At 46.4% G+C, this 22,356-nt stretch carries 20 protein-coding genes and 1 pseudogene; 9 read left to right on the top strand and 12 right to left on the bottom strand.

Translation table 11 applies throughout. From position 1 onward, the window contains the following. The 8 genes and pseudogenes from PN462_RS08120 to PN462_RS08155 form a co-directional block, all read right to left on the bottom strand. Nucleotides 1-1,581, bottom strand: a 1,581-nt coding sequence (locus tag PN462_RS08120; protein WP_443029104.1) for a hypothetical protein, incomplete at its 3' end; no start/stop codon positions are given. Between the two features lie 72 nt (nucleotides 1,582-1,653). Then, complete coding sequence (locus tag PN462_RS08125) at nucleotides 1,654-2,073, bottom strand: hypothetical protein (protein WP_272127576.1); 420 nt, start codon at nucleotides 2,071-2,073, stop codon at nucleotides 1,654-1,656. 167 nt (nucleotides 2,074-2,240) lie between these two features. Then, nucleotides 2,241-2,828, bottom strand: coding sequence for a Maf family protein (locus tag PN462_RS08130; protein ID WP_272127577.1), 588 nt, complete (start codon nucleotides 2,826-2,828; stop codon nucleotides 2,241-2,243). An 80-nt stretch (nucleotides 2,829-2,908) separates the two neighbouring features. Further along, nucleotides 2,909-3,454: a photosystem II reaction center PsbP gene (gene psbP / locus PN462_RS08135; RefSeq protein WP_272127579.1), complete on the bottom strand. Its 546-nt coding sequence runs from the start codon at nucleotides 3,452-3,454 to the stop codon at nucleotides 2,909-2,911. Between the two features lie 178 nt (nucleotides 3,455-3,632). Then, complete coding sequence (gene psb34 / locus PN462_RS08140) at nucleotides 3,633-3,803, bottom strand: photosystem II assembly protein Psb34 (protein ID WP_272127581.1); 171 nt, start codon at nucleotides 3,801-3,803, stop codon at nucleotides 3,633-3,635. Between the two features lie 395 nt (nucleotides 3,804-4,198). Further along, nucleotides 4,199-4,984: pseudogene (locus PN462_RS08145) on the bottom strand (thiazole synthase); the annotation flags it as partial. A gap of 220 nt (nucleotides 4,985-5,204) precedes the next feature. Further along, complete coding sequence (locus tag PN462_RS08150; RefSeq protein WP_272127583.1) at nucleotides 5,205-5,789, bottom strand: hypothetical protein; 585 nt, start codon at nucleotides 5,787-5,789, stop codon at nucleotides 5,205-5,207. A 109-nt stretch (nucleotides 5,790-5,898) separates the two neighbouring features. After that, the gene (locus PN462_RS08155; RefSeq protein WP_272127584.1) at nucleotides 5,899-6,333 is read right to left on the bottom strand and encodes a DUF4079 domain-containing protein; all 435 of its coding nucleotides are present in this window, start codon (nucleotides 6,331-6,333) and stop codon (nucleotides 5,899-5,901) included. A 157-nt stretch (nucleotides 6,334-6,490) separates the two neighbouring features. On the opposite strand from PN462_RS08155, the gene PN462_RS08160 reads away from it, so the two are divergent. Further along, the gene (locus tag PN462_RS08160; RefSeq protein WP_272127585.1) at nucleotides 6,491-7,267 is read left to right on the top strand and encodes an ABC transporter ATP-binding protein; all 777 of its coding nucleotides are present in this window, start codon (nucleotides 6,491-6,493) and stop codon (nucleotides 7,265-7,267) included. A gap of 72 nt (nucleotides 7,268-7,339) precedes the next feature. Here the strand turns inward: PN462_RS08160 and PN462_RS08165 are convergent, their stop codons facing one another. After that, nucleotides 7,340-8,170, bottom strand: a complete 831-nt coding sequence (locus PN462_RS08165) for an acyl-CoA desaturase (protein WP_443029105.1) — start codon at nucleotides 8,168-8,170, stop codon at nucleotides 7,340-7,342. Between the two features lie 98 nt (nucleotides 8,171-8,268). Here PN462_RS08165 and PN462_RS08170 point away from each other — a divergent pair, with 98 nt between their 5' ends. Together PN462_RS08170 and PN462_RS08175 are read left to right on the top strand one after the other, a co-directional pair. Then, complete coding sequence (locus tag PN462_RS08170; protein WP_272127587.1) at nucleotides 8,269-9,498, top strand: methionine gamma-lyase family protein; 1,230 nt, start codon at nucleotides 8,269-8,271, stop codon at nucleotides 9,496-9,498. 59 nt (nucleotides 9,499-9,557) lie between these two features. Further along, nucleotides 9,558-9,953 (top strand): Rpn family recombination-promoting nuclease/putative transposase, encoded by a 396-nt coding sequence (locus PN462_RS08175; protein ID WP_443029107.1) that lies wholly within the window; start codon nucleotides 9,558-9,560, stop codon nucleotides 9,951-9,953. Here PN462_RS08175 and smc read toward each other — a convergent pair. Next, nucleotides 9,933-13,598, bottom strand: a complete 3,666-nt coding sequence (smc, locus tag PN462_RS08180) for a chromosome segregation protein SMC (protein ID WP_272127588.1) — start codon at nucleotides 13,596-13,598, stop codon at nucleotides 9,933-9,935. The two genes, PN462_RS08175 and smc, sit on opposite strands and share 21 nt — an antisense overlap. A 116-nt stretch (nucleotides 13,599-13,714) precedes the next feature. Between smc and PN462_RS08185 the strand changes: the two genes are divergently transcribed. Together PN462_RS08185 and PN462_RS08190 are read left to right on the top strand one after the other, a co-directional pair. Continuing rightward, nucleotides 13,715-14,947 (top strand): hypothetical protein, encoded by a 1,233-nt coding sequence (locus tag PN462_RS08185; RefSeq protein ID WP_272127589.1) that lies wholly within the window; start codon nucleotides 13,715-13,717, stop codon nucleotides 14,945-14,947. A gap of 17 nt (nucleotides 14,948-14,964) precedes the next feature. Further along, nucleotides 14,965-15,129, top strand: coding sequence for a hypothetical protein (locus tag PN462_RS08190; protein WP_272127590.1), 165 nt, complete (start codon nucleotides 14,965-14,967; stop codon nucleotides 15,127-15,129). Between the two features lie 421 nt (nucleotides 15,130-15,550). Here the strand turns inward: PN462_RS08190 and PN462_RS08195 are convergent, their stop codons facing one another. Beyond that, on the bottom strand, nucleotides 15,551-16,552 hold the full coding sequence (locus PN462_RS08195; RefSeq protein ID WP_272127591.1) for a LysR family transcriptional regulator: 1,002 nt from the start codon (nucleotides 16,550-16,552) through the stop codon (nucleotides 15,551-15,553). 174 nt (nucleotides 16,553-16,726) lie between these two features. On the opposite strand from PN462_RS08195, the gene PN462_RS08200 reads away from it, so the two are divergent. The 4 genes from PN462_RS08200 (at nucleotide 16,727) to PN462_RS08215 (ending at nucleotide 19,503) form a co-directional block, all read left to right on the top strand. Further along, nucleotides 16,727-17,440, top strand: coding sequence for an NnrU family protein (locus PN462_RS08200; RefSeq protein ID WP_443029106.1), 714 nt, complete (start codon nucleotides 16,727-16,729; stop codon nucleotides 17,438-17,440). 246 nt (nucleotides 17,441-17,686) lie between these two features. Beyond that, nucleotides 17,687-18,169 (top strand): flavin reductase family protein, encoded by a 483-nt coding sequence (locus tag PN462_RS08205; RefSeq protein WP_272127593.1) that lies wholly within the window; start codon nucleotides 17,687-17,689, stop codon nucleotides 18,167-18,169. A 60-nt stretch (nucleotides 18,170-18,229) separates the two neighbouring features. Continuing rightward, on the top strand, nucleotides 18,230-18,586 hold the full coding sequence (locus PN462_RS08210) for a phenylpyruvate tautomerase MIF-related protein (RefSeq protein ID WP_272127594.1): 357 nt from the start codon (nucleotides 18,230-18,232) through the stop codon (nucleotides 18,584-18,586). Between the two features lie 191 nt (nucleotides 18,587-18,777). Beyond that, entirely contained in the window at nucleotides 18,778-19,503 is a 726-nt protein-coding gene (locus PN462_RS08215; protein WP_272127595.1) for a Uma2 family endonuclease, read from the top strand. Between the two features lie 91 nt (nucleotides 19,504-19,594). Here the strand turns inward: PN462_RS08215 and glgB are convergent, their stop codons facing one another. Further along, complete coding sequence (gene glgB, locus PN462_RS08220) at nucleotides 19,595-21,895, bottom strand: 1,4-alpha-glucan branching enzyme (protein WP_272127597.1); 2,301 nt, start codon at nucleotides 21,893-21,895, stop codon at nucleotides 19,595-19,597. Nucleotides 21,896-22,356 lie beyond the last annotated feature (461 nt).

The following is a 22,356-nucleotide window of genomic DNA, read 5'->3' on the forward strand; positions in this document are numbered from 1 at the left end:
GGATAAGTCTCCACTATCTTCTAAGGATAAGTCTTCACTTTCTGCACTAGGTTGAGGGGTTTCTGTGCTATCTTCTAACCAATCGTCTTCTAAGGATAAGTCTCCACTATCTTCTAAGGATAAGTCTTCACTTTCTGCACTAGGTTGAGGGGTTTCTGTGCTATCTTCTAACCAATCGTCTTCTAGGGGAAAATCTCCACTATCTTCTAGGGGAAAATCTCCACTGTCTCCTAGATAGAACTCCCCACTATCTTCTAATGATAAATCTCCACTATCCTCTAAGGATAAGTCTTCACTTTCTGCACTAGGTTGAGGGGTTTCTGTGCTATCTTCTAACCAATCGTCTTCTAGGGAAAAATCTCCACTATCTTCTAGGGAAAAATCTCCACTATCTTCTAGGGAAAAGTCTCCACTATCTTCTAGGGAAAAGTCTTCACTTTCTGCACTAGGTTGAGGAGTTTCTGTGCTATCTTCTAACCAATCTTCCTGTGTTTCTGCTTTGTCTAGTGTTTTCTGTTCTAGCGGATTTGTCTCTTTAAACCACTCATCATCGGTTAATTCATCATCGGTTAAAAAGAGATTTTCTGTAAATTCCTCTTGTTCTCCTTCTGGAGGAGGGGTTACAGTGTCTGGTTCTTCTAACCAATCTTCAATTGAGGGAAGTTCTTCTTGTTCCTCCTCTGCTGCAAAATTTTCACGTTCGGGAGTAATGTCAGCGTTTTCTTCTGCGAGATCAGAGAAGGAAAAATCCTCGGACAAGTCTTCGGGGTCCGATGGGGTTTCCGCAAATTGATTTAATTGTTCTTCGACTTGTGGGGAGGGTTCAGGAGTAGGACTTTCTGCTTCTTCTAACCAGTCTTCAATTTCTTCAACCCGTTCGGGTTCTGAAAAATCCTCTGTTTCTGGAGACTCCGCAGGGGGTTCGCTTTCTCCCTCAAACCATTCATCAGTATCGGGGAGTTCTAATGCGGGGGTGAGTTCGGGTTCTTCTTCTGGGGAGGGTTCATCAAACCATTCATCTAGTTCTAAGTCTGAGTCGGGGGGGACTGGGGGTTCTTTAGGTTCGGGTTCGGGTTCGGGTTCGGGTTCGGGTTCGGGTTCGGGTTCGGGTTCGGGTTCTGTTGCAGGAAAACTGATGTCGGTGTCCCAGTCTAAGGGGATGGTGGGGGGGATGGGTGCAGTGTCGGGTTCGGGGGTTTGGGGAACGGAGGCCGGGGTTTTGAGTTGTTCTGGGTTGTCCAAGGACACCAGCATGGAGAATAATTTTTGCAGACTTTCGAGGTTCTGCGCAATAATTTCGTTGCCTTTGAGGACTTGTTGAAAGTGGAATTGGCGAAGTTCCTGATAGGGGCCTTCATGTAGGAAGCGATCGCCAATTTCGTTTTCAATATCTCCCTCCATTAAGTTCATGCGGGTTCGGAGTCGATGTCCTGCTTGGGGGGTTTGAGCAGTATTGTCCTGTTTGGATGGCGCAACCCAGGTGGTGATGTTTAATTCAACCGCCTGACTCATCGCCAGTAAAAAGGCATCTTTAATTTTGCCTGCTTGGAGTGCGTCTTTAAATTGTTGGTTTAGCGGCATAAATAACGGATGCTCCCTACTTAGGCGTTCTGGCAATTGAGTTCAGCTAGGGTTCGATGGCGGTAGTTTTGTTTAATTTTCTCGGTCTGATGGAGATAACCGGGGGGAATTCCCGGAATTTTTCGAGAGACGGGACATTGTTCCGGCAAAAATGACAAACATTTGTTGCAGACTTTCTAAGTTTTGTTGAATGATATGTCGGCCTTCTTTCACTTGTTCGAGGTGAAAGTCACGCAATTCTGCATAGGGACTTTCCCCGATGAAGTTAGACCCGATCTCATTCTCGATATCCCCGTCCACTAGATTAATACGAGTTCGCATCCGGTTGCCAGCATTCCCTTGTTTGGACTGGGTTGACCCTTGGGTTGGCTTGTCGTCATCGGCCACCCAGGTGGTAATTTCCAGTTCGATGGCTTCTCCCAGTGCAAGCGTCAGAGCTTCGACAATTTTTCCGGCTTTCAGTTGTTTTCTAAATTCGTCGCTAGCTGACATTGAGCTACTTCCCCGTATATGATGGATTGATTGCCTATGACTATACCAAAAATTCCTAGGTTATTCTTATCTTGCCCTAGACTACCCAGAAATCACAGGAAAGTCTCAGCAAGAAAGCGGGGAAAGTTCAGGGGGTCTAACGAAGGCAGAAGGAGGATGGCAGTAGTTTACCAAAAATCAATGATACTATATCCCAGTTCGTTGAGCATTTGATGAAAGAGGGGGAGACTCAAGCCAATAACGTTACTGTGACACCCTTCGAGTTTCTCTACAAAGAGTCCACCTTGGCCGTCAATGGCAAAGCATCCGGCGCAGTTGAGGGGTTCTCCGGTGGCGACGTAGGCTTTGATAATGCGGTCTTGGATGTCGGAGAAATAAACGGTGGTGATGCCACAGCGTAGGACGGTTTTGGCTTTTGCTGCGTCGATTAAGGCGTGGCCGGTGTAGAGAATTCCGGTATTGCCGCGCATGGTTTTCCAGCGTGCGATCGCATCTTCAGGAGTCTCCGGTTTCCCGTAAATTTCCCCGTCGATGGCTAACACTGAGTCACATCCCAACACTAAGGCATCGGGATATTGTTGAGCGACCAATTCCGCTTTACGTTGTGCTAAGGTCTCCACTAACTCTACCGGGTCTGTAAGTTGCACTTGAGACTCGTCAAAGCCACTTTTACAGACCGTAGGACTAATTCCGGCTTGTTCTAAGAGTTTTTTGCGGGCCGGAGAGGCCGACGCTAACACAAATAAGGGTGGCATGATAATGAATAATTGAGAATTTCAATGGGACTTGGGAGACTTGGCAGGAGTTGAGGGGGGAACTCTACCAAGTCTTGTGCTTAGTACACGGAGAAGGAACGGACGATAATATTAAATTTTTCGCGGACTTGTTGCCACCGTTGTTCTGAGGTGGAGAGGTTGAAGGTAAAGAGTTTACCGCGACTCACGGCGACGCTGGCGATATTATGCCGTTGTTGTTGGTTGGGTAAGGTGACGGCATACTCCAAAATATAATATTCGTGGTTTTCTCCTTCACGGGAGTCTGCACTGAGAAATTCTGCTTCTCGGTCTGAGTCGTCATTTTGCCGACTTTTCAGGAAGCGATACCCGACTTCGGAGGGAGTTCCTAGTTCGCTGAGGCTTTTATCTTCTGGAATTTCACTAATGATAACGCTGAGGTTTTCGGTTCGTTCTACTAAGTCTCGAAAGACGACATCAACGCCTTCTGTGGCGTTTTTCACATCGACTTCTACCCATCCGTTGGGGTAGAGGAAGCGATACCCGTCTCTGGAGTCGGTGAAACTTTGCAGGTTACTGGCCGCAGAACAGGCCGTGAGGACCAGACAGAAGGCGATAAGTAGAGTTTTGAGTAGTGATTTCCCCATGGTTTTTGTGAGTGCTGTTGACGCTTCTCCCTTTATAACAGGTGGAATTTTAGGGCTATGGTGTTCTCATTGTCTCATTTTTCGGTCTCATTTTTCGGGAGTGTGGGTGAGAGGAGACCCTGAATAAGAAGCGATCGCAAGGCTTGCGATCGCTTCTAAAATTTATCTATAAAATTACTTAGGAGACAGAAACAGCAACGGCAACCACACCACCGACTAAGACTAATGCTGCAATTCCCCAGATCACATAATTCCGTTTTTGCTCAGAGTTGGGGGGTTCAGCTTTATACATCTTAGGTTCGTTGGCAAAGTTATTGAGCCGTCCGCCTTCTTCTGTGGTATAGGGCATATCTTATTGTTCCTTAACTTATCTTTGGTTTTCTTAGGCTAATCCTAATCTTAGTAGGTCTTTTAACCTAGTGGGTTGATCCTAACATAACTTGTTACATTTTGTTACATTGAATTGCATTTTTGACTGATATGCGTTAGTAAAAACACGAGCCGTTGGGGAAGATGGAGGAGTTGATAGTTGATAGTTGATAGTTGATAGTTGATAGTTGATAGTTGATAGTTGATAGTTGAACCACAAAGACACAAAGGACACAAAGGGAAGATGGAGGAGATAGAGGAGATGGGGGAGATTCAAGAAAAGTTTAAACTGCTTTAGTTTCAATGCTCCTCTATCTCCCGATGCTCCCAAAAACTTGACAAAAGACAGGTTATTTTAACTTGTCACCAGTGCCATTAACTAATTGTTCCTGTGAGGGGTGAACTGGCGGCAGCGTACTGTTTAACGGGGATGCGGCCTGCGAGATGGGCTAGTCGTCCGGCTTGGGTGGCCAGTCCCATGGCTTTGGCCATAGCTGGGGGGTTTTTGGCGAGTGCGATCGCGCTATTAATCAACAAGGCATCCGCCCCTAACTCCATGGATAAGGCCGCCTCACTGGGACTACCAATCCCCGCATCCACCACCACAGGAACATTGGCCTCCTCAATAATAATTTGTAAATTGGCTGCATTCCGTAACCCTTGGCCCGAGCCAATGGGAGACCCCAGAGGCATCACCGTAGCACAGCCTAATTCTTCTAAACGCTTGGCCAAGAGGGGATCGGCATTAATATAGGGGAGAACCGCAAACCCTTCTTTGATCAACTGTTCTGCGGCCTCCAAAGTGCCAACAGGATCGGGCAATAGATACTTAGTATCGGGAATCACCTCTAGTTTGACAAAATTATTGTCCTCTTGTCCCAATAACTTCGCCATTTCTCGACCTAACCGGGCCACGCGCACCGCATCTTCGGCGGTTTTACATCCGGCGGTATTGGGTAACATCCAAATTTTTGTCCAATCAATAGCCTCGGCTAACCCTTCATGGCCGGGGGCTTGGGTTTGGACTCGTCGTACCGCCACCGTGACAATTTCACAGCCACTGGCCGCGATACTCCCTTGCATAATGTTGTGGTCTTGATATTTCCCCGTTCCCGTCATTAAGCGCGACTGAAACGACCGTCCCGCAATGATTAACGGGTCTTGTTGTTGAGTCGTGGGGGGGAATGTAGTTGCAGAAGACATAACTGGGTATCGTGTAATCACAGGATTTCTATTTTACTGCGATCGCGTCCTGAACAACTGGGTCATTCTGCATAAATCCGCAATTGGCACGCTCATCGACTTGCTCGACATTGCTTCCCCCGTCCCATTCAGCCAATACACAGTCGCCAACCCTTTTATTTTCGGTTGAACGCACAGGTTACTCGCTGTCACGTCCAAATCGGTTCAACAACTCCTCACGGGATAATTGCAACAGTAGTGGGATAAATTCTTGAGAAGGAAGCGTAATCACAGAGTCAATAATATTCCTCATTTGAGGGTCAATCGAATTAAAACGCATTTGTAATAAACGTTCTGCGGTTGCCCGGCGTTCCTGTTGTATAGCTTGACGACCTTGTTCAATCCCTTGTTCAATCCCTTGTTCAACTCCTTTTTGAGTGGCTTCTTCTAAACGTTGTAAATATACTGGGGATAACTGCATAATTAACTCTTCCTCCTCTGTGTCTAACGGTTCATTTTCAGACCGACGCATTTGTAATTGGGCTAAGAGGTTATATACCAATTCTAAAGTATTTTCTCGGTGAGGATGGTTGGGGGACATAGCCTGTAATTCCTCAATAGCCCTTTGTTGTACTCTTCCTCTGCCTAATATCCTTAACCATAATGTCTCTGAGGTGACAGGTAGCTGATGAATGACAATAATGCCTGTGTGCAGACTTTCGGGAAGAAAATAAACTCCTGATGTCCCATTTTCTTCGGAAACTGCCCCATAACTGCTTAACAAGGGAGCAGAGGCAGTGGGGGTGAGTATCCAGAGTTGGGGGAGTTCGTTTTCTGGGAAAGAACGGTTGGCAATTAACCGTGGGAGAATTATTTGGTTGGCTCAAACATCACTAGGGTAAATATTTCTGTACCACGGTCCAACCCGTGAATAGGACGGACACAAACCCCGCACCGAGGATAACATTGGCGGTGACGTGGAGCGATCGCGCCCAAGGATAACGGTCAATTTGTAGCGCAGTCACCGCTGAAAATAACACTAACCCCACCACAACCAGTCCTGCGGGCAAATGTAGCGAATGCCCCAAACTCCCATAACGCCCCAACGTCCCCACAATCCCAATCCCTAACAACAGTAGCGTTAACGTCACCAAAAGCCCACCAATCATCAGATGGAGAGGACGCAACCAAAACGGACGAGTTTGGTTAACTCGACGTTTGCGTAACATCCAAATGCCTGTAATGGCCAACAAGATATAAGCTGTTAAAGAAAAGCCCATCGACCAAGCGGCTGTCTTCCATAACCAAAGAAAAGAGGGTAAATCCATTGTTTTGTCAATTCAATTACTTTTAATTTAGCGCAAAGGATGATTTTCTTGAAGTTACGGGGATACGTTCGAGCAGAGCCAACCCTGAAGATTAAAGGCTTATCACTGTTTACTGTTTACTGATTACTGATTACTGATTACTGATTACTGATTACCTGTGGAACAAACGAACAACTCAGAATTTCTCCTCTCGGCCACTGGACTGTCCAAAAGTTTCGGAGGACTCAAGGCCGTGGACAATGTTTCCATCGAAGTCCCCCCAGGGAGTATTACAGGTTTAATTGGTCCCAATGGGGCTGGGAAGACTACCTTGTTTAATCTTCTCTCCAATTTCCTCCAACCCGACCAAGGCCGGGTCATTTTTAACAATAGACCTATCAGCCAACTGCCTCCCCATAAAACGGCAGAACAAGGCTTAGTGCGTACCTTTCAGGTGGCGCGAGTCCTCTCGAAAATGTCGGTTTTAGAAAATATGATTTTTGCAGCCCAACGTCAACGGGGCGAGAATTTCTGGATTTCTTTGTTTCAGCCCCATATTGTGCAACGGGAGGAGTCTCGACTACGGAGACAGGCATTAGAGATTTTGGACTCGGTGGGGTTAGCGGAGAAGGCGGAAGACTACGCGGGAGCGTTATCGGGGGGACAACGGAAGTTACTCGAAATTGCGCGAGTTTTGATGACGAATCCCAAGTTAATCTTACTGGATGAACCCGCAGCCGGGGTCAATCCGACGCTGATTAATCAAATCTCAGAGCATATTAGCCGATGGAATCGGGAGGGACTCACGTTTTTGATTATTGAGCATAATATGGATGTGGTGATGTCCCTGTGCGATCGCGTTTGGGTGTTGGCCGATGGGGCGAATTTGGCCGCCGGGACTCCCCAAGAAATTCAAACTAATGAGCAAGTTTTAGAAGCCTATTTGGGGCAATAAGCTAAAAAAAAGGTTCTGTCCAAAACGGACAAAACCTTTCTCAAACTTAAATCTTGTTTTTGTTAAACGGTGCTAACTGTCATTCATGGCTTTGGCCGGGATTAACTTGACATCTTTTGCCAAACCGATGGTTTGCAATGAACGAATCACCATCCACGTTAAATCAACTTCCCACCATTTTAAGCCGTGACGAGCCGAATATTGGTGAGCGTGGTGGTTGTTGTGCCACCCTTCGCCATAGGTGACTAAAGCAACCCACCAACAGTTCCGTGACTTATCGTTAGATTCAAACGTGCGATAGCCGAACATATGAGTTGCACTGTTCACAAACCAAGTACAGTGAAACACCAAAACCAACCGTGCAAAAATTCCCCAGATGATAAAGGGCCAACCTCCGATTGCGTAGAGGACTAAACCCAAGACGATCTGAACGGGGACAAAATTATTTTGTAAAAAGCGATAAACGGGATCATCCCAAATATCTTTTGTAAAACGAGGAATGTCTTCTTCTCCAGGGATTCGATAAAGCATCCATCCCATGTGACTCCACCAGAACCCTTTACTCGAATCGTGGGGGTCTGGGTCGGTGTCTGAGTGGAGGTGGTGCATCCGGTGTAGGCCAACCCAGTGAATCACGCCACCTTGACAAGACAACGCGCCAAAGAAGACTAAGAGGTATTCTAGCCACTTGGGGGTCTTGAAGCTGCGATGACTCACGAGACGATGCCAACCGAGGGTAATTCCTAAACCACCAGTGACCCAGTGGAGGAAGACCATCAAACCAACTGCTTCCCAGCTAAAATTGCTAGGGAGCAAGGCAAACAAAGCCCCAATGTGAACCAGGGTCATAAAAACAATGTTAACCCAGTTCAATGGTGTCTTTTGTGGTGCAGCAAGTGTCATGCAAAAATCTCATAATGGACTGAACTATGTGGCCTTATGCTACCCAAAATTGTTGGTTTTACAGGAAAATTAACTAAAATTTCACGTCTGAAATCGAAATGGATAGCATTAAATTGCTCAAGGAAGCAGAAAAGGCACTATTCCCGATTTTTTCTGGAATTGACACACAGGTCAAGCGAAATTTAAAAAAAGTCCTCAATGCCCTGTCTCAAGAGCGTGTTGGGACTCAGCATTTTGCGGGGGTGAGTGGCTACGGACACAATGATTTGGGGCGAGAGGCTCTCGATCGCGTTTTTGCTCAAGTGATGGGGGCCGATGCAGCCCTGGTTCGCTTGCAGTTGGTCTCTGGGACTCATGGGATCGCAGCCGCGTTATTCGGGGTTCTCCGTCCTGGGGATGAAATGTTGGCGGTGGCCGGGAAACCTTATGACACATTAGAAGAAGTCATCGGATTACGCGGGATTGGTCAGGGTTCGTTATTGGATTTTGGCATCAGTTATCGCCAGGTGGAGTTAACCCAAGAGGGCAAGATTGATTGGGCGGCCCTGAAAGAGTCGGTTTGGGATAAAACCCGCTTAGTTTTAATTCAGCGTTCCTGCGGCTATGCTTGGCGCGAGAGTCTTTCCTTAGCGGATATTGAGCGCATTGTCACCCTGGTTAAAGAGCAGAATCCCCAAACGGTTTGTTTTGTGGATAACTGTTACGGGGAGTTTATCGAGGACCGAGAACCCCCAGAGGTGGGGGCGGATTTAATTGCGGGATCGATGATTAAAAATCCGGGGGGAACGATTGCTCCGGCGGGGGGCTATATTGCGGGGCGGAGTGATTTGGTGGAACAAGCGGCCTGCCGTCTCACGGCCCCTGGGATTGGTGTAGAGGGGGGCGCGACCTTCGACCAAAATCGTTTACTGTTTCAAGGGTTATTTTTGGCCCCGCAGATGGTGGGGGAAGCGGTGAAAGGAAGTCATTTAATTGCTTATGTCTTTGAAAAATTGGGCTATCGGGTGAATCCTCTCCCCTTTGAACCCCGTCGAGATGTGATTCAAGCGGTGCAACTGGACTCGCCAGATAAGCTGATTGCCTTCTGTAAGGCTCTACAAGGGCGATCTCCGGTGGGATCGTACTTAGACCCCATTCCGGGGGCCATGCCGGGCTATGAGAGCAATTTAGTGATGGCTGGTGGCACGTTTATTGATGGGAGTACCTCGGAGTTGTCTGCGGATGGGCCATTGCGTGACCCCTATATCGCTTTTTGCCAGGGGGGGACTCATTGGACTCATATTGCGATCGCGCTAGAAGATATCCTTGAAGCCGTTGGCCCCGCGTAACCCATGAAAACCGACACGATTTTCTACTTCAACAGTTTCCCAGTTTTTTCTTTGAGCTACTGAATCGACCTCCCCAAGAGGCTGATCAGTATGAATTTTCTGCTGTGGAGGTGAAGCAACTGGCCTTTCGGATTGATGGAGTCTTTCTCCCTAACCCGGAGGCCACAGAACAGCCAATTTATTTTGTCGAAGTCCAATTTCAAGCCGATGAGGAATTATCTGCTCGTTTCTTCAGCGAAATCTTCTTATACTTGAGAAGAAGTCCCCTACCCAATGATTGGCGAGGGGTGCTACTTTATCCCAGACGAAGTGCAGACACCGGAGAGACAACCCGTTATCAAGAATTCTTCGATTCTGGTCGGGTGACTCGTCTCTATCTCAATGAATTAACTGAAAGTTCGTCGATTGGATTGGAAATTGAGGATAATTCATTATTACGCCAATTTAATGCCTAAAACTTGCGTATAAGCCCCTCTCGCTTGGGTTACGCCGATGGTTCGTTCGGAGGCTTCAATCATGGGACGACGTAAACTGACGACGATAAATTGGGCTTTTTCGGCCTCTTGTTTGATCATTTTTGATAACCGTTCCACATTGGCCCCATCGAGGAACATATCTACTTCGTCAAAGGCATAAAATGGGGAGGGCCGATACCGTTGTAAGGCGAAAATAAAACTTAATGCGGTTAAGGATTTTTCTCCCCCGGACATGGAACTTAAACGCTGGACGGGTTTACCTTTGGGGTGGGCGATTAAATTTAAGCCGCCTTCAAAGGGGTTTTCGGGGTTTTCTAACTCTAAATATCCATCCCCTTCGGAGAGGGTGGCGAAGATGGTTTGGAAGTTCTCATTAACTGCATCAAAGGCTTCCTGGAAGGCGCGGAAGCGGAGGGTGGTGAAGTGTTCAATGCGTAATAAAAGTTCGGTTCGTTCTGCTTCTAGGGTGGTTAATTTTTCGGTGAGTTCTACCAGTCGTTCTTCGGTTTTTTCGTACTCCTCTAGGGCCAACATATTGACGGGTTCTAGGGACTCTAGGCGTTTTTGGGTGTTTTGCAGGTCTTTTTGGAGTTGTTCGAGTTGGGCCGCGTAGGTTTCAAAGGTGAGTTGTTCCCCACTTTGTTCGAGACTGACGAGGTGGGGGACTTCAGGGAGGGGAGACGGTAAGTCTGCTTCTTGGTGTTGGATGTTGTCTTCGAGGTTGCTGAGGTGGTCTTGTCTTTCTTGTTGGGTGTCTTGGAGTTTCTGTTGTTGCCAGGTGAGTTTTTGTTGTTTGTCTTGGCTTTGACGGAGTTTTTCTTCTGCGCGATCGCGCTTCATCTTAGCATCTTTTAATTGTTCTGTCAACTCTTGTAAGCGGATTTCTGTTGCGGCTATTTGTTGGTTGAGTTCCTGTTGTTTTTGAACCAGAGAATTCGTTTGTGTGCGGTATTCTTCCAACTTACGACGAGATGCCGTTAAACGCTTTTGCGACTCCTCCATTCTCTCCTGTAACCGCAGTCCCTGGGTTTCTAATTCTAATAACCGTGCCTCCAGTTGTCGCAAGTCCTGTTCTTTCTGCGTAACTAGAGTTTCTTGTTCCTTAATTTGCTGCTGCATGGTTTGCCATTCACTGGAGGTTTGGGAATCCTCTAGTTCGGCAAGTTTTTCCTGTTCTGCTGTTAGTTCCGCTTCCAGTTGGGGGACTTCCTCCGCCAGTTCTTTGAGACGGTTGGCAACGGTTTTTAATTCCTCTTTATTTTGTTGAAACTGTTGGCTAATTTGTTGTTTTTGCTGGTTTAATTTTTGACTATCTTTTTGTAGTTGTTCCTGTCTTAATTCCTGTTCCCGTTGTTGCTGCCGGGCTTCTGTTAAATTTTGACTTAATTCCTTAATAATACTTGACTGTTGGGCAATTTTTTGCTTGCATTTTTCTAAAATAATTTCAATTTCATTAAGTCGGTTGGTTAATTCGGCAATTTCTCCTGATTGTTGGGGAGTGGCTGTTCCGAAATGGAGGCTGGAGCGTCTGGAAACTGTTCCCCCGGTCATCGCACCACTACTTTCGAGTAATTCCCCATCAAGGGTGACAATGCGGGTTTTGCCGATGTGAGGACGTGCCGTTTGTAGGGTTTCAAAGACTACGGTTGTGCCGAAGACGTAGGCAAAGATAGAATTAAAACGGGAGTCACAGTCGATTAATTTAACGGCGTAATCAATGAATCCTCTGGCGGTTTGTAGGGGAGAGGAGGAGGGAATGCGAGAAGATTTTATTTTATTTAAGGGTAAAAATGTGGCACGACCTGCGCGTTTTTCTTTGAGAATTTGAATCCCCCGACTGGCGACTTGATCATTCTCAACAACGAGATGTCCTAATCTCCCCCCTGCGGCAATTTCTAAGGCGAGTTGATAGCGGGGTTCAACTTGTGCTAATTGAGCGACTAATCCGTGGATTCCTTCTAAATTAGCTTTAATTAAAACTTGGGTTGCGTTTGTCCCTTGTGCTTCCTGTTGTGCTTGATTTTGTGCTTCTAATTTGTCCAGTTGACGCTGTTTTTCTCGTTGTTCTTGCAGGAGTCTATTTTGGGTTTCTTCGGCCACAGTACGTTCTTGTTCCGCTTCTGCGAGGGATTCTGCCAACAGTTGAATTTGTTCAGGGAAGGATTGGGATTGATAATGTTGTAGTTGGGGGGTATAACTTTCTAGTTCGTTATTAATGTCTGTGACTTGCTGTTGTTGGTCTTGTAACTTTTGCTTGAGTTGGCGATATCGTTCGCTGAGTTGTGCTTGTTGATTGCGTCGGGGGTTTAATTGTTGCTGGATTTCGTTTATTGTATGGTTGAGAGCAGTTTGTTGTTGTACCCAGGCTTGGGAGGCTTCTGCTAGCTGACTGGCTTGTTGACGGTAGGTTTCGAGTTGGGTTTTGGCGCGATCGCAATCCTCTTTTTGTTGTACCATCGTCTCATTCTCAATCTTGGCCTGATCTTGATTAATTTGCGCGAACTGCTGACTATACTGGAGAATTTCTTGACCCATCTGATCAATCGTATTCTCACTTTGTTGGATCAACGTTGCTAACTCCTGTTGTCGTTGTTCGAGTTGCGTCCGTTTTAACTTCTGGGTGGCCAACTGAGAATTAACCGACAGTTGTTCATCCTCCCCCAACGCTTTCACCGTCCCATTTAACCCCTCTAACTCCTGCGTCTCCTCCTGAATTTTTATAGCAATTTGGTCTAACTTTTCCCCTAACTGCTGTAACTCTCCCTTTCCCGTCTCCATCTGTCCCTGTAACTGGTCTTTCTGGGAAAGAAGAGAACGCCAACTTAACACCTTCTCCCACTGCTGCTTCTCCTGAAGTTCCCCCTTTAAACGCTGATATTTCTCCGCTTTAGCGCGATCTGCGGCCAATTTTTCCAGCGATCGCTGTAACTCCTGTTTAATAATCTCACACCGTTCCTCCCGTTCCCGCACTTCCCCCAAAGTATTCTTAACCTGAGTAATCTTGCGGTCAAACTCTGCAACCCCGGCCAACTCATCAATAATTTCCCGTCTCTCTCGCGCATTCATGGTAATAATGCGCGTCACATCCCCCTGTAAAACGACGTTATACCCCTCCGGATATACCCGCAACCGTCGCAACTGTTCATGTAACTCCCCCGCATTACAGGGTTCACCATTAATAAAATAACTAGACGCATAATTCCCCCCCTTCGTCACCCGTAACCGTCGCGTCACCGTCCAGTCGGTTGCGTGGGGTTGAACCCGTTTAACTCCCGTCTCCTCCGACTCCTCCTCTGTCTCCCCCGTGGCCTCCTCTGCTGTCTCCCCTGTCATCCTGGCAAAATCATCCCCCTCCCAGTCCGACAGATCAAACGTCACCGAGACACTCACCTCCGACGTTCCCTTTTGCTTCACCGCATTATGATTAACTAGATCAGGGAGACGTTCGGCCCGCATCCCCTTAGAACTCGCTAACCCCAAACAAAATAATAAAGCATCCAAAATATTCGACTTCCCGGACCCATTGGGGCCAGAAATCACCGTAAACCCCGTTAACAGAGGAACATTCGTCGTTCCACCAAAGGATTTAAAATGGGAGAGTTCAACGGATTTAATGTGAACCATAACCGGACAGTCAAGTGGGGGACGCTTTATCTCTCGATTACTCGATTAGGAGATAATCTGTATTAGATCATCCTAATACAACCGCAAAATTGAGAAACTCAGATTTCTGGAGAGTCTTGAGTTTATCCCAAACCGTTCCTTCGTACAAGCGTATTGCTGACCATTCCCACCCCTCCCCCTTTGTGTCCTTTGTGTCTTTGTGGTTTCTCCCCCTAAACCTCCACCCCCCTAACCCAACCATGAATCAACCCCTAGAAGACTTCCACAACTATTGCCGTAATTATGCCCATACCACCTTGCAAGGTCAAGGGAGAGAAGTCCAGATGGCCTTAATGCGTCGTCAAATTCCTCCCCAGAAGGTGCGATCGCTAGAATCCTGTTATGATATCCAAGTCACCCTAGACGACACTCTCCCCCTCAAACCCGTCCAACCCCTCCTCCTCAAACAAATTGAGGCCACCGCAGAATTCCTGCGCGACTTCCACATCGGCATTCTAGGTCAAAGAACCACAATTTTTCAACTCTACGAAATTGAATTTTTAGTAAGTCAAAACTCGAAAAAATTTAACTTTGACTTTTCCACCGGAAAACTCCTCATCAAACTCCCCTATCGCCAACTCAAAAAACAATCCCATTATTTAACCTACCCCGAATTACTCCAATCTTGGCACCAAGGCAAACATCTCCCCAAAACCTCCCCCCTGCGTCGCTTATGGTGGCTATTTAACCCCATTGGAGAGTTTCGCAGTAATTTAAAATCTACCCTCTTTTTAGCCATCCAAAAGCGAGTTTTAGGCATAGATAAACTATTAGTTCGCTTTGGCATTCAAGGGAACGAAGGAGACAGTCAACCCGAACCCAACAAAGTCCCAGATTCCTTTAAAGAAGGGGTTTTAGCGTATCTCAAAAGTGCCGTCGATGAAGAAAAATTAGGCTTTAAACTAGAACTCTTATTAGAAAATTATGATGACCAAGGACTGGTACAATTATTAAAACAATTCAAAGACAATTTAACCAGTCCCCAAGGACTAGAAGAAATGGTCGATGTTGCAACATTTACTTTAAAAGATTACTTAACACAAGAACAATCAAATGTCAATATCAGAATGTTTGGATTTGTTAATGTGGGAAACTACCACCGCATCGACGTGGACTTACATTTAAGTAGTGGATATCTGCGTAAATATGTAGAAGTTATTCCCCGCAAAGCAGACATTAAAGCGACCTTATTCGGGTTTGTGAACGTCTATACTATTGATGATATCACCGTCAGTCCTAACCTACACAGTGCCGTAAAAATAGACTTCTCCACTGCGGCCTTTGAGAAGATAGTCTTAGGACAAAATTAATTATTTATTCTTGACTTATGCCGATTTTTGTGGTTCTTTTCCTCTTAATTCTAGGAAACTGGTTATTTGCTTATGGGTTTGCCATCTTGGGGTTAGATATCGTCCATCAACTCCAAAATTTGATAAATTGGGTGTTATTAGGACTTTTGGTACTTGCGTTAACTTGGTTTTTTGGAGAGTAAATGCACATTAGGTTAAACCCAACATTAGGTTAAACCCAAAGTTAAACCCAAAGTTAAACCCAAAGTTAAACCCAAGACTAAAATATTAAACCCGTTTTTAACGGGTTGAGAGACGCAAGAAACCATTTAACATTGAGTTGTAAACAGTAAAACGTCCTTTATATAACCTCCATTATATAACCTCCATTATATAACCAAGGGATGATAGAGGGATTGGGGACTAGATGGAGGATTACTTTTTTGGGAAAAGGGACTATATAGGTGCGCGTCTATTTCCCATTATGAATATAAAGCATTTGCAAGAAAAAGTCAAGGCATTTTTGGTAAAAAATGCCTGATCTCAGATACATAATCAAGAACTGTATGAAACCTTGGAAAAAAGCCCGACATTCATCATATCTTGGACATCATGAATTATCCCTCATTCCGTATTAATAATCGGTGCAATCTCCTGAATGGGGTCGGGGGGTAATGTTTTCTTGTCAAACAGAATAAAATGTTTATGGGTGGAAAACGCGGGCAAAATCTCATTAATAAAGGCTTCTGCTGCTTTAGAACGATAACGGTTGGGATTAATAATCACCGCTAACGTTCGATTGACCACCACATCATGAATCGTTGCGCGATGCAACACATTCATCTGCAATTCTTTTTCAATCGCCGAAATAGAGACAAAAGCCGCCCCTAACCCCGACTGCACCGCATTCTTAATTGCTTCAATGGAATTTAATTCCATCTCAATTTTTAAACGTTTGGGATCGATATCGGCTCGAATGAGAACCTGATCAATCACTTTACGGATAGTAGATTGGGAATCCAAGGCAATAAAATTCAACTTGTACAAGTCTTCCTTGTACACCGTCTCCGCCTTCGCCAGGGGATGAGACGCAGGTAAAATTAACGCCAGTTCGTCCTCTGCATAGGGTTTGACCAGTAAGACATCCTGTAACTCAGCAGGGACTTCTCCGCCAATGATGGCCATATCAACTTGTCCATTGGCGACACTCCAGGAGGTGCGTCGGGTGGAATGGACTTGCAATTGTACGGACACATCGGGATATTGATGGCGAAAACGACCAATCATCCGGGGGAGAAGATAAGTACCTGTGGTTTGGGACGCGCCAATAATGAGCGTTCCCCCTTGCAAGTTTTGTAAATCTTCGATCGCGCGACAAGTTTCTTGGCACAAACTGAGGATTTTTTCCCCATAACTGAGCAGTAGATACCCCGCTTCAGTCATTTGCGCTCGTCGGCCCCCTCGGTCAAAGAGAGGAACATCCATCTGTCGTTCGAGATTCTGAACTTGCAAACTTACCGCAGGTTGCGATACATACAGGCTATCGGCTGCGCGTTTGAAACTCCCCTCTGTGGCAATGGCCTTGAGGATTCGGAGTTGGTCAAGGGTGAACGGAATTTCAGACATAATGTCTAATGTGAGGAAAGAAGTGATCTCAGATAGTCTCTTGCCCAGTCTGATTGGTTTAGGTTATAACAATCAACGGACATAGGTTAGAGATTACCTGCTCAAATTGACAGTATCACAACTAGGGATCAACTCTTTATACAATGATTAGTATTGCTTAACATAATTTAGCTTATGGAACTGTCTTGGTTGACCCCGAGCCACGGGATTATGGTTTTACTGCTGTTGGGTTTTGCGATCGCCCATAGCGGTCTAGCGGCCTTACGGCCTTGGGGAGAAAGCAAAATTGGCGCGAGACTGTATCGTGTCCTATTTGCGCTAGTGAGTATCCCCCTGGCCACAGTATTAATTATCTATTTCTTCAATCACCGCTACGATGGCGCATTATTGTGGCAAGTGCAAGAAGTGACAGGCATTAAAGCGACGGTGTGGGGACTGAGTGCGCTGTCCTTTTTCTTCCTCTATCCCGCCACCTTTAATTTACTAGAGATTGCCGCCGTCACCAAACCCCAAGTCCATCTCTACGAAACGGGAATCATCCGCATCACCCGTCATCCCCAGATGGTGGGACAAATTATTTGGTGTGTGGCCCATACCCTGTGGATTGGCACAACTTTTACACTGGTGACATCCTTGGGGTTAATTGCTCATCATATCTTTGCCGTTTGGCACGGCGATCGTAGGTTATACTCCCGTTATGGCGACACCTTCCTTAAAGCCAAAGACCGCACCTCCGTCATCCCCTTCCGTGCCATTCTAGACGGTCGCCAACCCCTAAAACCCCAAGAATTCCTCAAACCAGCCTATGTAGGAGTAACCGGCTTTATCTTCCTCCTCTGGTGGGGACACCCCTGGTTAATGCAAGTAACAGCAAAAGTCCCTTGGTAAATTCTTGGATAACTTGTTGTTGGTTGTTGGTTGTTGGTTGTTGGTTAGGGGAGAAACCGGGTTTCTATCCAAAGTTAGAAGATTATCTCACAATTCTCAAAGAAACCCGGTTTCTTAGCACCATGACCAACATTCCATCAAGCATTTGGGCAACCACACAGTCATTTCAGCAGATTTCTGACCGTTGACTGATTACGGATGGCTAATTACTGTTTACTGTTTACTGGTAACTGTTCACTGTTAATCATGCTTGACGAAAAAGCCAAAAAGACAATACTACGCAAAATTCCCCACGGACTCTATATTTGCGGAGTCAAAGACGGAGATGAATTAAACGGGTTTACGGCCAGTTGGGTCATGCAGTCCTCCTTTAAACCCCCTCTAGTGGTCAACTGTGTGCGCCAAGACTCCGGCTCTCATGCCATGATTAAGAAAACAGGAGTTTTTGCCCTCAGCTTCCTCGAAGACGGACAAAAAGACCTAGCCGCCCAATTTTTCAAACCTCAGCGCGTCGTCGGTGATAAATTAGCCGGAGTGGACTATACCACCGGAGCAGAAACCGGATGTCCCATTATTACGGACTCCCTCGGTTACGTAGAATGTCGCGTCGTTGGCAGCGTAGAAGAAGGAGATCACACCGTTTTCGTCGGTGAAGTCATCGGTGCAGGAGTCCACCGAGAAGGCCAGCAACTCCTCCTCGAAACTACCGGATGGCAGTATGGTGGCTAGCCATATACACTATTTACTGTAATTTGTCAAGCATTTATTTATTGTCAGGAGAAAAGAATAATGCCATTAATCAAAGTACAATCTTCCGTCCAGAAACCCGAAACCAGCCAAGTGGAAGGGTTATTAAAAAGTTTATCAGGCAAGTTATCCAAACATTTAGGGAAACCCGAATCCTATGTCATGACCTCTTTGGAAGCTGATGTGCCTATGACCTTTGCAGGGACAACAGAAGAGCCTGTTTGTTACATAGAAATTAAAAACTTGGGCAATATGAGTCCGTCGCAAACGAAAGAAATGAGCCAAGATTTTTGTCAAGAAGTGAATAACAAATTAGGAGTCCCCATTGAACGCATCTATATTGAATTTGCCAGTGTAGATCGTCCCATGTGGGGTTGGAAAGGTTCAACCTTTGGTTAATAAGACGTTCGTAGTAAGCCCTTTAGGGCTTACCCCCGTCAAGGAGACTAACCCAACATTTTCCACCGTGGGAATATTGGGTTAAGCTACACTTCACCCAACCTACAATTAATTAAAACAACAGTTGACAAAGGTAAACGCTTCCCGCACTGTTTATAATGGGGTCAAAGTCTTGACACTTCTATCTTCTCATGGCACACCGACTCCATCCCCCCTTCCTAGACGAAGATTTAATTTATCCCGAAAGTGACGGTAAACCTTTGGCTGATAATACAAGACAATTTCGTCTCATTGTCACTATACAAGGTGGGCTAGAAGCCTTATTTCAGGACACAGAAAATGTCTTCGTTGCAGGAGACTTATTCTGGTATCCCGTCAGACTAACCCCAGAACAAGTCGCAACAGGAGAGACCCCCCCCAGACAAGCACCGGATGTCATGGTAGTGTTGGGACGGCCAAAAGGGGATAGACGGTCTTATAAACAATGGGAAGAAGACAATATTGCCCCGCAAGTGGTCTTTGAAATACTCTCGGAAAGCAACAGCAGACGGGAGATGGAGAAGAAGTTTCAATTTTATCAACGCTATGGGGTAGAGGAATATTACCTGTATAACCCGAAACACAATCCCTTGCAGGGATGGTTGAGGAGAGAAGGCCAGTTAAGGGAAATTAATTCTATGGAGGGGTGGAGAAGTCCCCGTTTGGGAGTTACGTTTTCAGTGAATGGGGGAAATTTAGCGTTATTTCATCCCAATGGAGAACGGTTTGCCAGTTATGTGGAAATTGTAGAACAACGAGATAGAGAACGACAACGGGCAGAACAAGCAAGACAACAAAGAGAACGTGCTGAAACCGAATTACAACAACTAAGAGAGCGTTTACAACAACTAGGAATTGACCCCGACTCTGTATCTTAACATCAGAAAGGAGAGACACCCCTAAGCGTATCTCTCCTGATTCTCAGAATAATGGTGTGAACGTGGGTGTGAACGGGCTATGATTCAGCGATTATTCAATGGTTTCACTGTCCACATCTAACGCTTCCTGACTCTTATCTCGGTCTAACTTGAGGATCAATGCACCTAACGGCGGCAGACAGAGATCGAGAGAATAGGGCATATTCTGATAAGACCATTCTTCAGCCCATTTACCGCCTAAATTCCCCATATTACTGCCCCCATACTGACGGGCATCACTATTGAAAATCTCCGTATAGAAGCCTAATTCTGGCACACCGACGCGATAATGGCTATGGGGTTGAGGGGTGAAGTTACACACGATAATCAGGAAATTCCCTGGATCATTACTCCGACGGATATAGGCAATGACACTGTGACGATTATCGCTGCAATCGATCCACTCAAAGCCCTCCTCCTCATAGTCTTTCTCATATAACGCAGGTTCGCGGAGATAAAGGGCGTTTAAGTCTTGGAAAAAGAGTTTCAGTTGTTGATGGGGTTCGTATTGTAATAAATGCCATTCTAAGTCCCCCCAAACATTCCACTCACTCCACTGACCAAACTCCATACTCATGAACATGGTCTTTTTACCGGGGTGGCCGTACATATGGCTAAATAAAGCGCGGACGTTGGCGTATTTTTGCCATTCATCCCCCGGCATTTTGCCTATCATGTTGCTCTTACAGTGAACCACCTCATCGTGAGACAAAGCGAGCATATAGTTCTCACTGTGGTGATACCACATACTGAAAGTCAGGTTATTTTGGTGGAACTGACGGAACCAGGGGTCCATACTGAAATAGTCTAAGATATCGTGCATCCAGCCCATATTCCATTTGAGGTTAAACCCTAACCCTCCAACATAGGTGGGCCAAGAGACCATCGGCCATTCAGTGGACTCCTCGGCGATAGACAGGGCCCCCGGATAATAGTTATAGAGAACACTGTTAAATTGACAGATAAATTCTCGTGCTTCTAGGTGTTCACTTCCCCCATACTCATTGGCCGTCCATTCTCCGTCGGGACGCAGATAGTTACGATAGAGCATGGAGGCCACGGCATCGACACGAATGCCGTCAATGTGGAATTTATCAAACCAGAAAATTACATTGGCTACTAAGAAGTTGCGGACTTCGTTGCGTCCGTAGTTAAAGACCAATGTTCCCCATTGTTTATGCTCGCCAATGCGGGGGTCAGCGTATTCGTAGAGGTGACTGCCATCGAAGAAGGCGAGGCCGTGGCCGTCTTTGGGGAAGTGGCCGGGGACCCAATCCACAATCACCCCAATGCCATTTTCGTGGCATTTATCGACGAAGTACATAAAATCGCGGGGTTTGCCAAAGCGGGAGGTAGGGGCATAATATCCGGTGACTTGATACCCCCAAGACCCATCAAAGGGATATTCGGCGACGGGGAGGAGTTCGACGTGGGTGTAACCGAGGTCTTTAACGTAGGGGATGAGACGTTCGGCTAATTCGTAGTAGGTGAGGTAACGGGCTCCGGGTTTGTAGTCGTTGGCTTGTACGGGGGTTTCTGGGCCATCTACCCCTTGGGGGGGATAGTCTATGGCTTCGTGTCGCCATGACCCTAAATGGACTTCATAGACGGAGATGGGTTTTTTGAGGGGTTCACTGTTGCGGCGGTTTTCCAGCCATTCTTCGTCGTGCCATTGGTAGCTGTCCAAGTCGGCGACGATGGAGGCGGTTTTGGGGCGGACTTCTTGCCAGAAGCCGTAGGGGTCGGTTTTTTCGTAGATGTGACCGTCGAAGTTTTTCACTTCGTATTTGTAGTGAGTGCCTTCTCCGAGTTCAGGGATGAATAGGTCCCAGGTGCCGTTGCCGCGTTTCCGCATTTGGTGATGGCGACCATCCCAGTTGTTGAAGCTCCCTAAAATGGAGACGTTGCGAGCGTTGGGGGCCCAGACGGCGAAGTAAACGCCTTTTACGCCATTAATTTCCATGACGTGAGCGCCCATTTTTTCGTAAATGCGGTGGTGGTTGCCTTCGGCAAAGAGGTGAATGTCGGTGTCGGTGAGTTGGGGAGACCGGAAGGCGTAGGGGTCATAGATGACTCGTTCATGGCCGCTTTCCCGGACGCGGAGTTGATAGTCGATGAGTTCTTCTTGGTCGATTTTGCACTCGAAGAAGTTGGGATGGTGGATGGCCTGCATGAGGTATTCTTTGCGGTCATCGGGGCAGATGACCCAGGCTTTTTCGGCGTTGGGGAGGTAGGCCCGAATGACCCAACTGTGGACTTTGCCGTTTTGTTCGAGGGGATGAGGTCCTAGGACTTCAAAGGGGTCGTGATGTTGATTCCAAACGATTTTGTTAACTTGGTCTTGGGCTATCATGTTGGCTTTTTCTATGTATAGTGACTTAGTTTAGGAGGGTTAACCTCTAGTAGGCTATTTACTCGACTTTTTTTGACATTAGGCCACAAAGCCCTACTTATACCCATCCTGGAGTTTTCTGGCCCGTGCCGGATGAACAGGTTTCAAAGGGGTTTGATTTTGGTCTATGAGAAATGCGTAATTGCACATGATTTTCAGGGCTTCTTCAGCCAGTCAGTTAAACTGTAAGGTTGGCCTCGACAAACTTCAAAGGGCTTTTTACGTCTGTAACACTACCTCCATTCATCGTTGGTATTCAGTTTAATTACAGACCACAGGGCTAAGTGCTGGCGTTTACACTTGGGTGTGATGACCCTCTCAAGGTAGCCTACCTTTTTACAGGATTTATGGCTGAGTCTGCACGCTCGTCCCTTTCTAAGTCAACAAAAATTGAACAATGTCAATCAATGTCTAGCTTTCAA

Source organism: Spirulina sp. CS-785/01 (assembly GCF_028330525.1).
GTDB lineage: Bacteria > Cyanobacteriota > Cyanobacteriia > Cyanobacteriales > Spirulinaceae > JAQMSD01.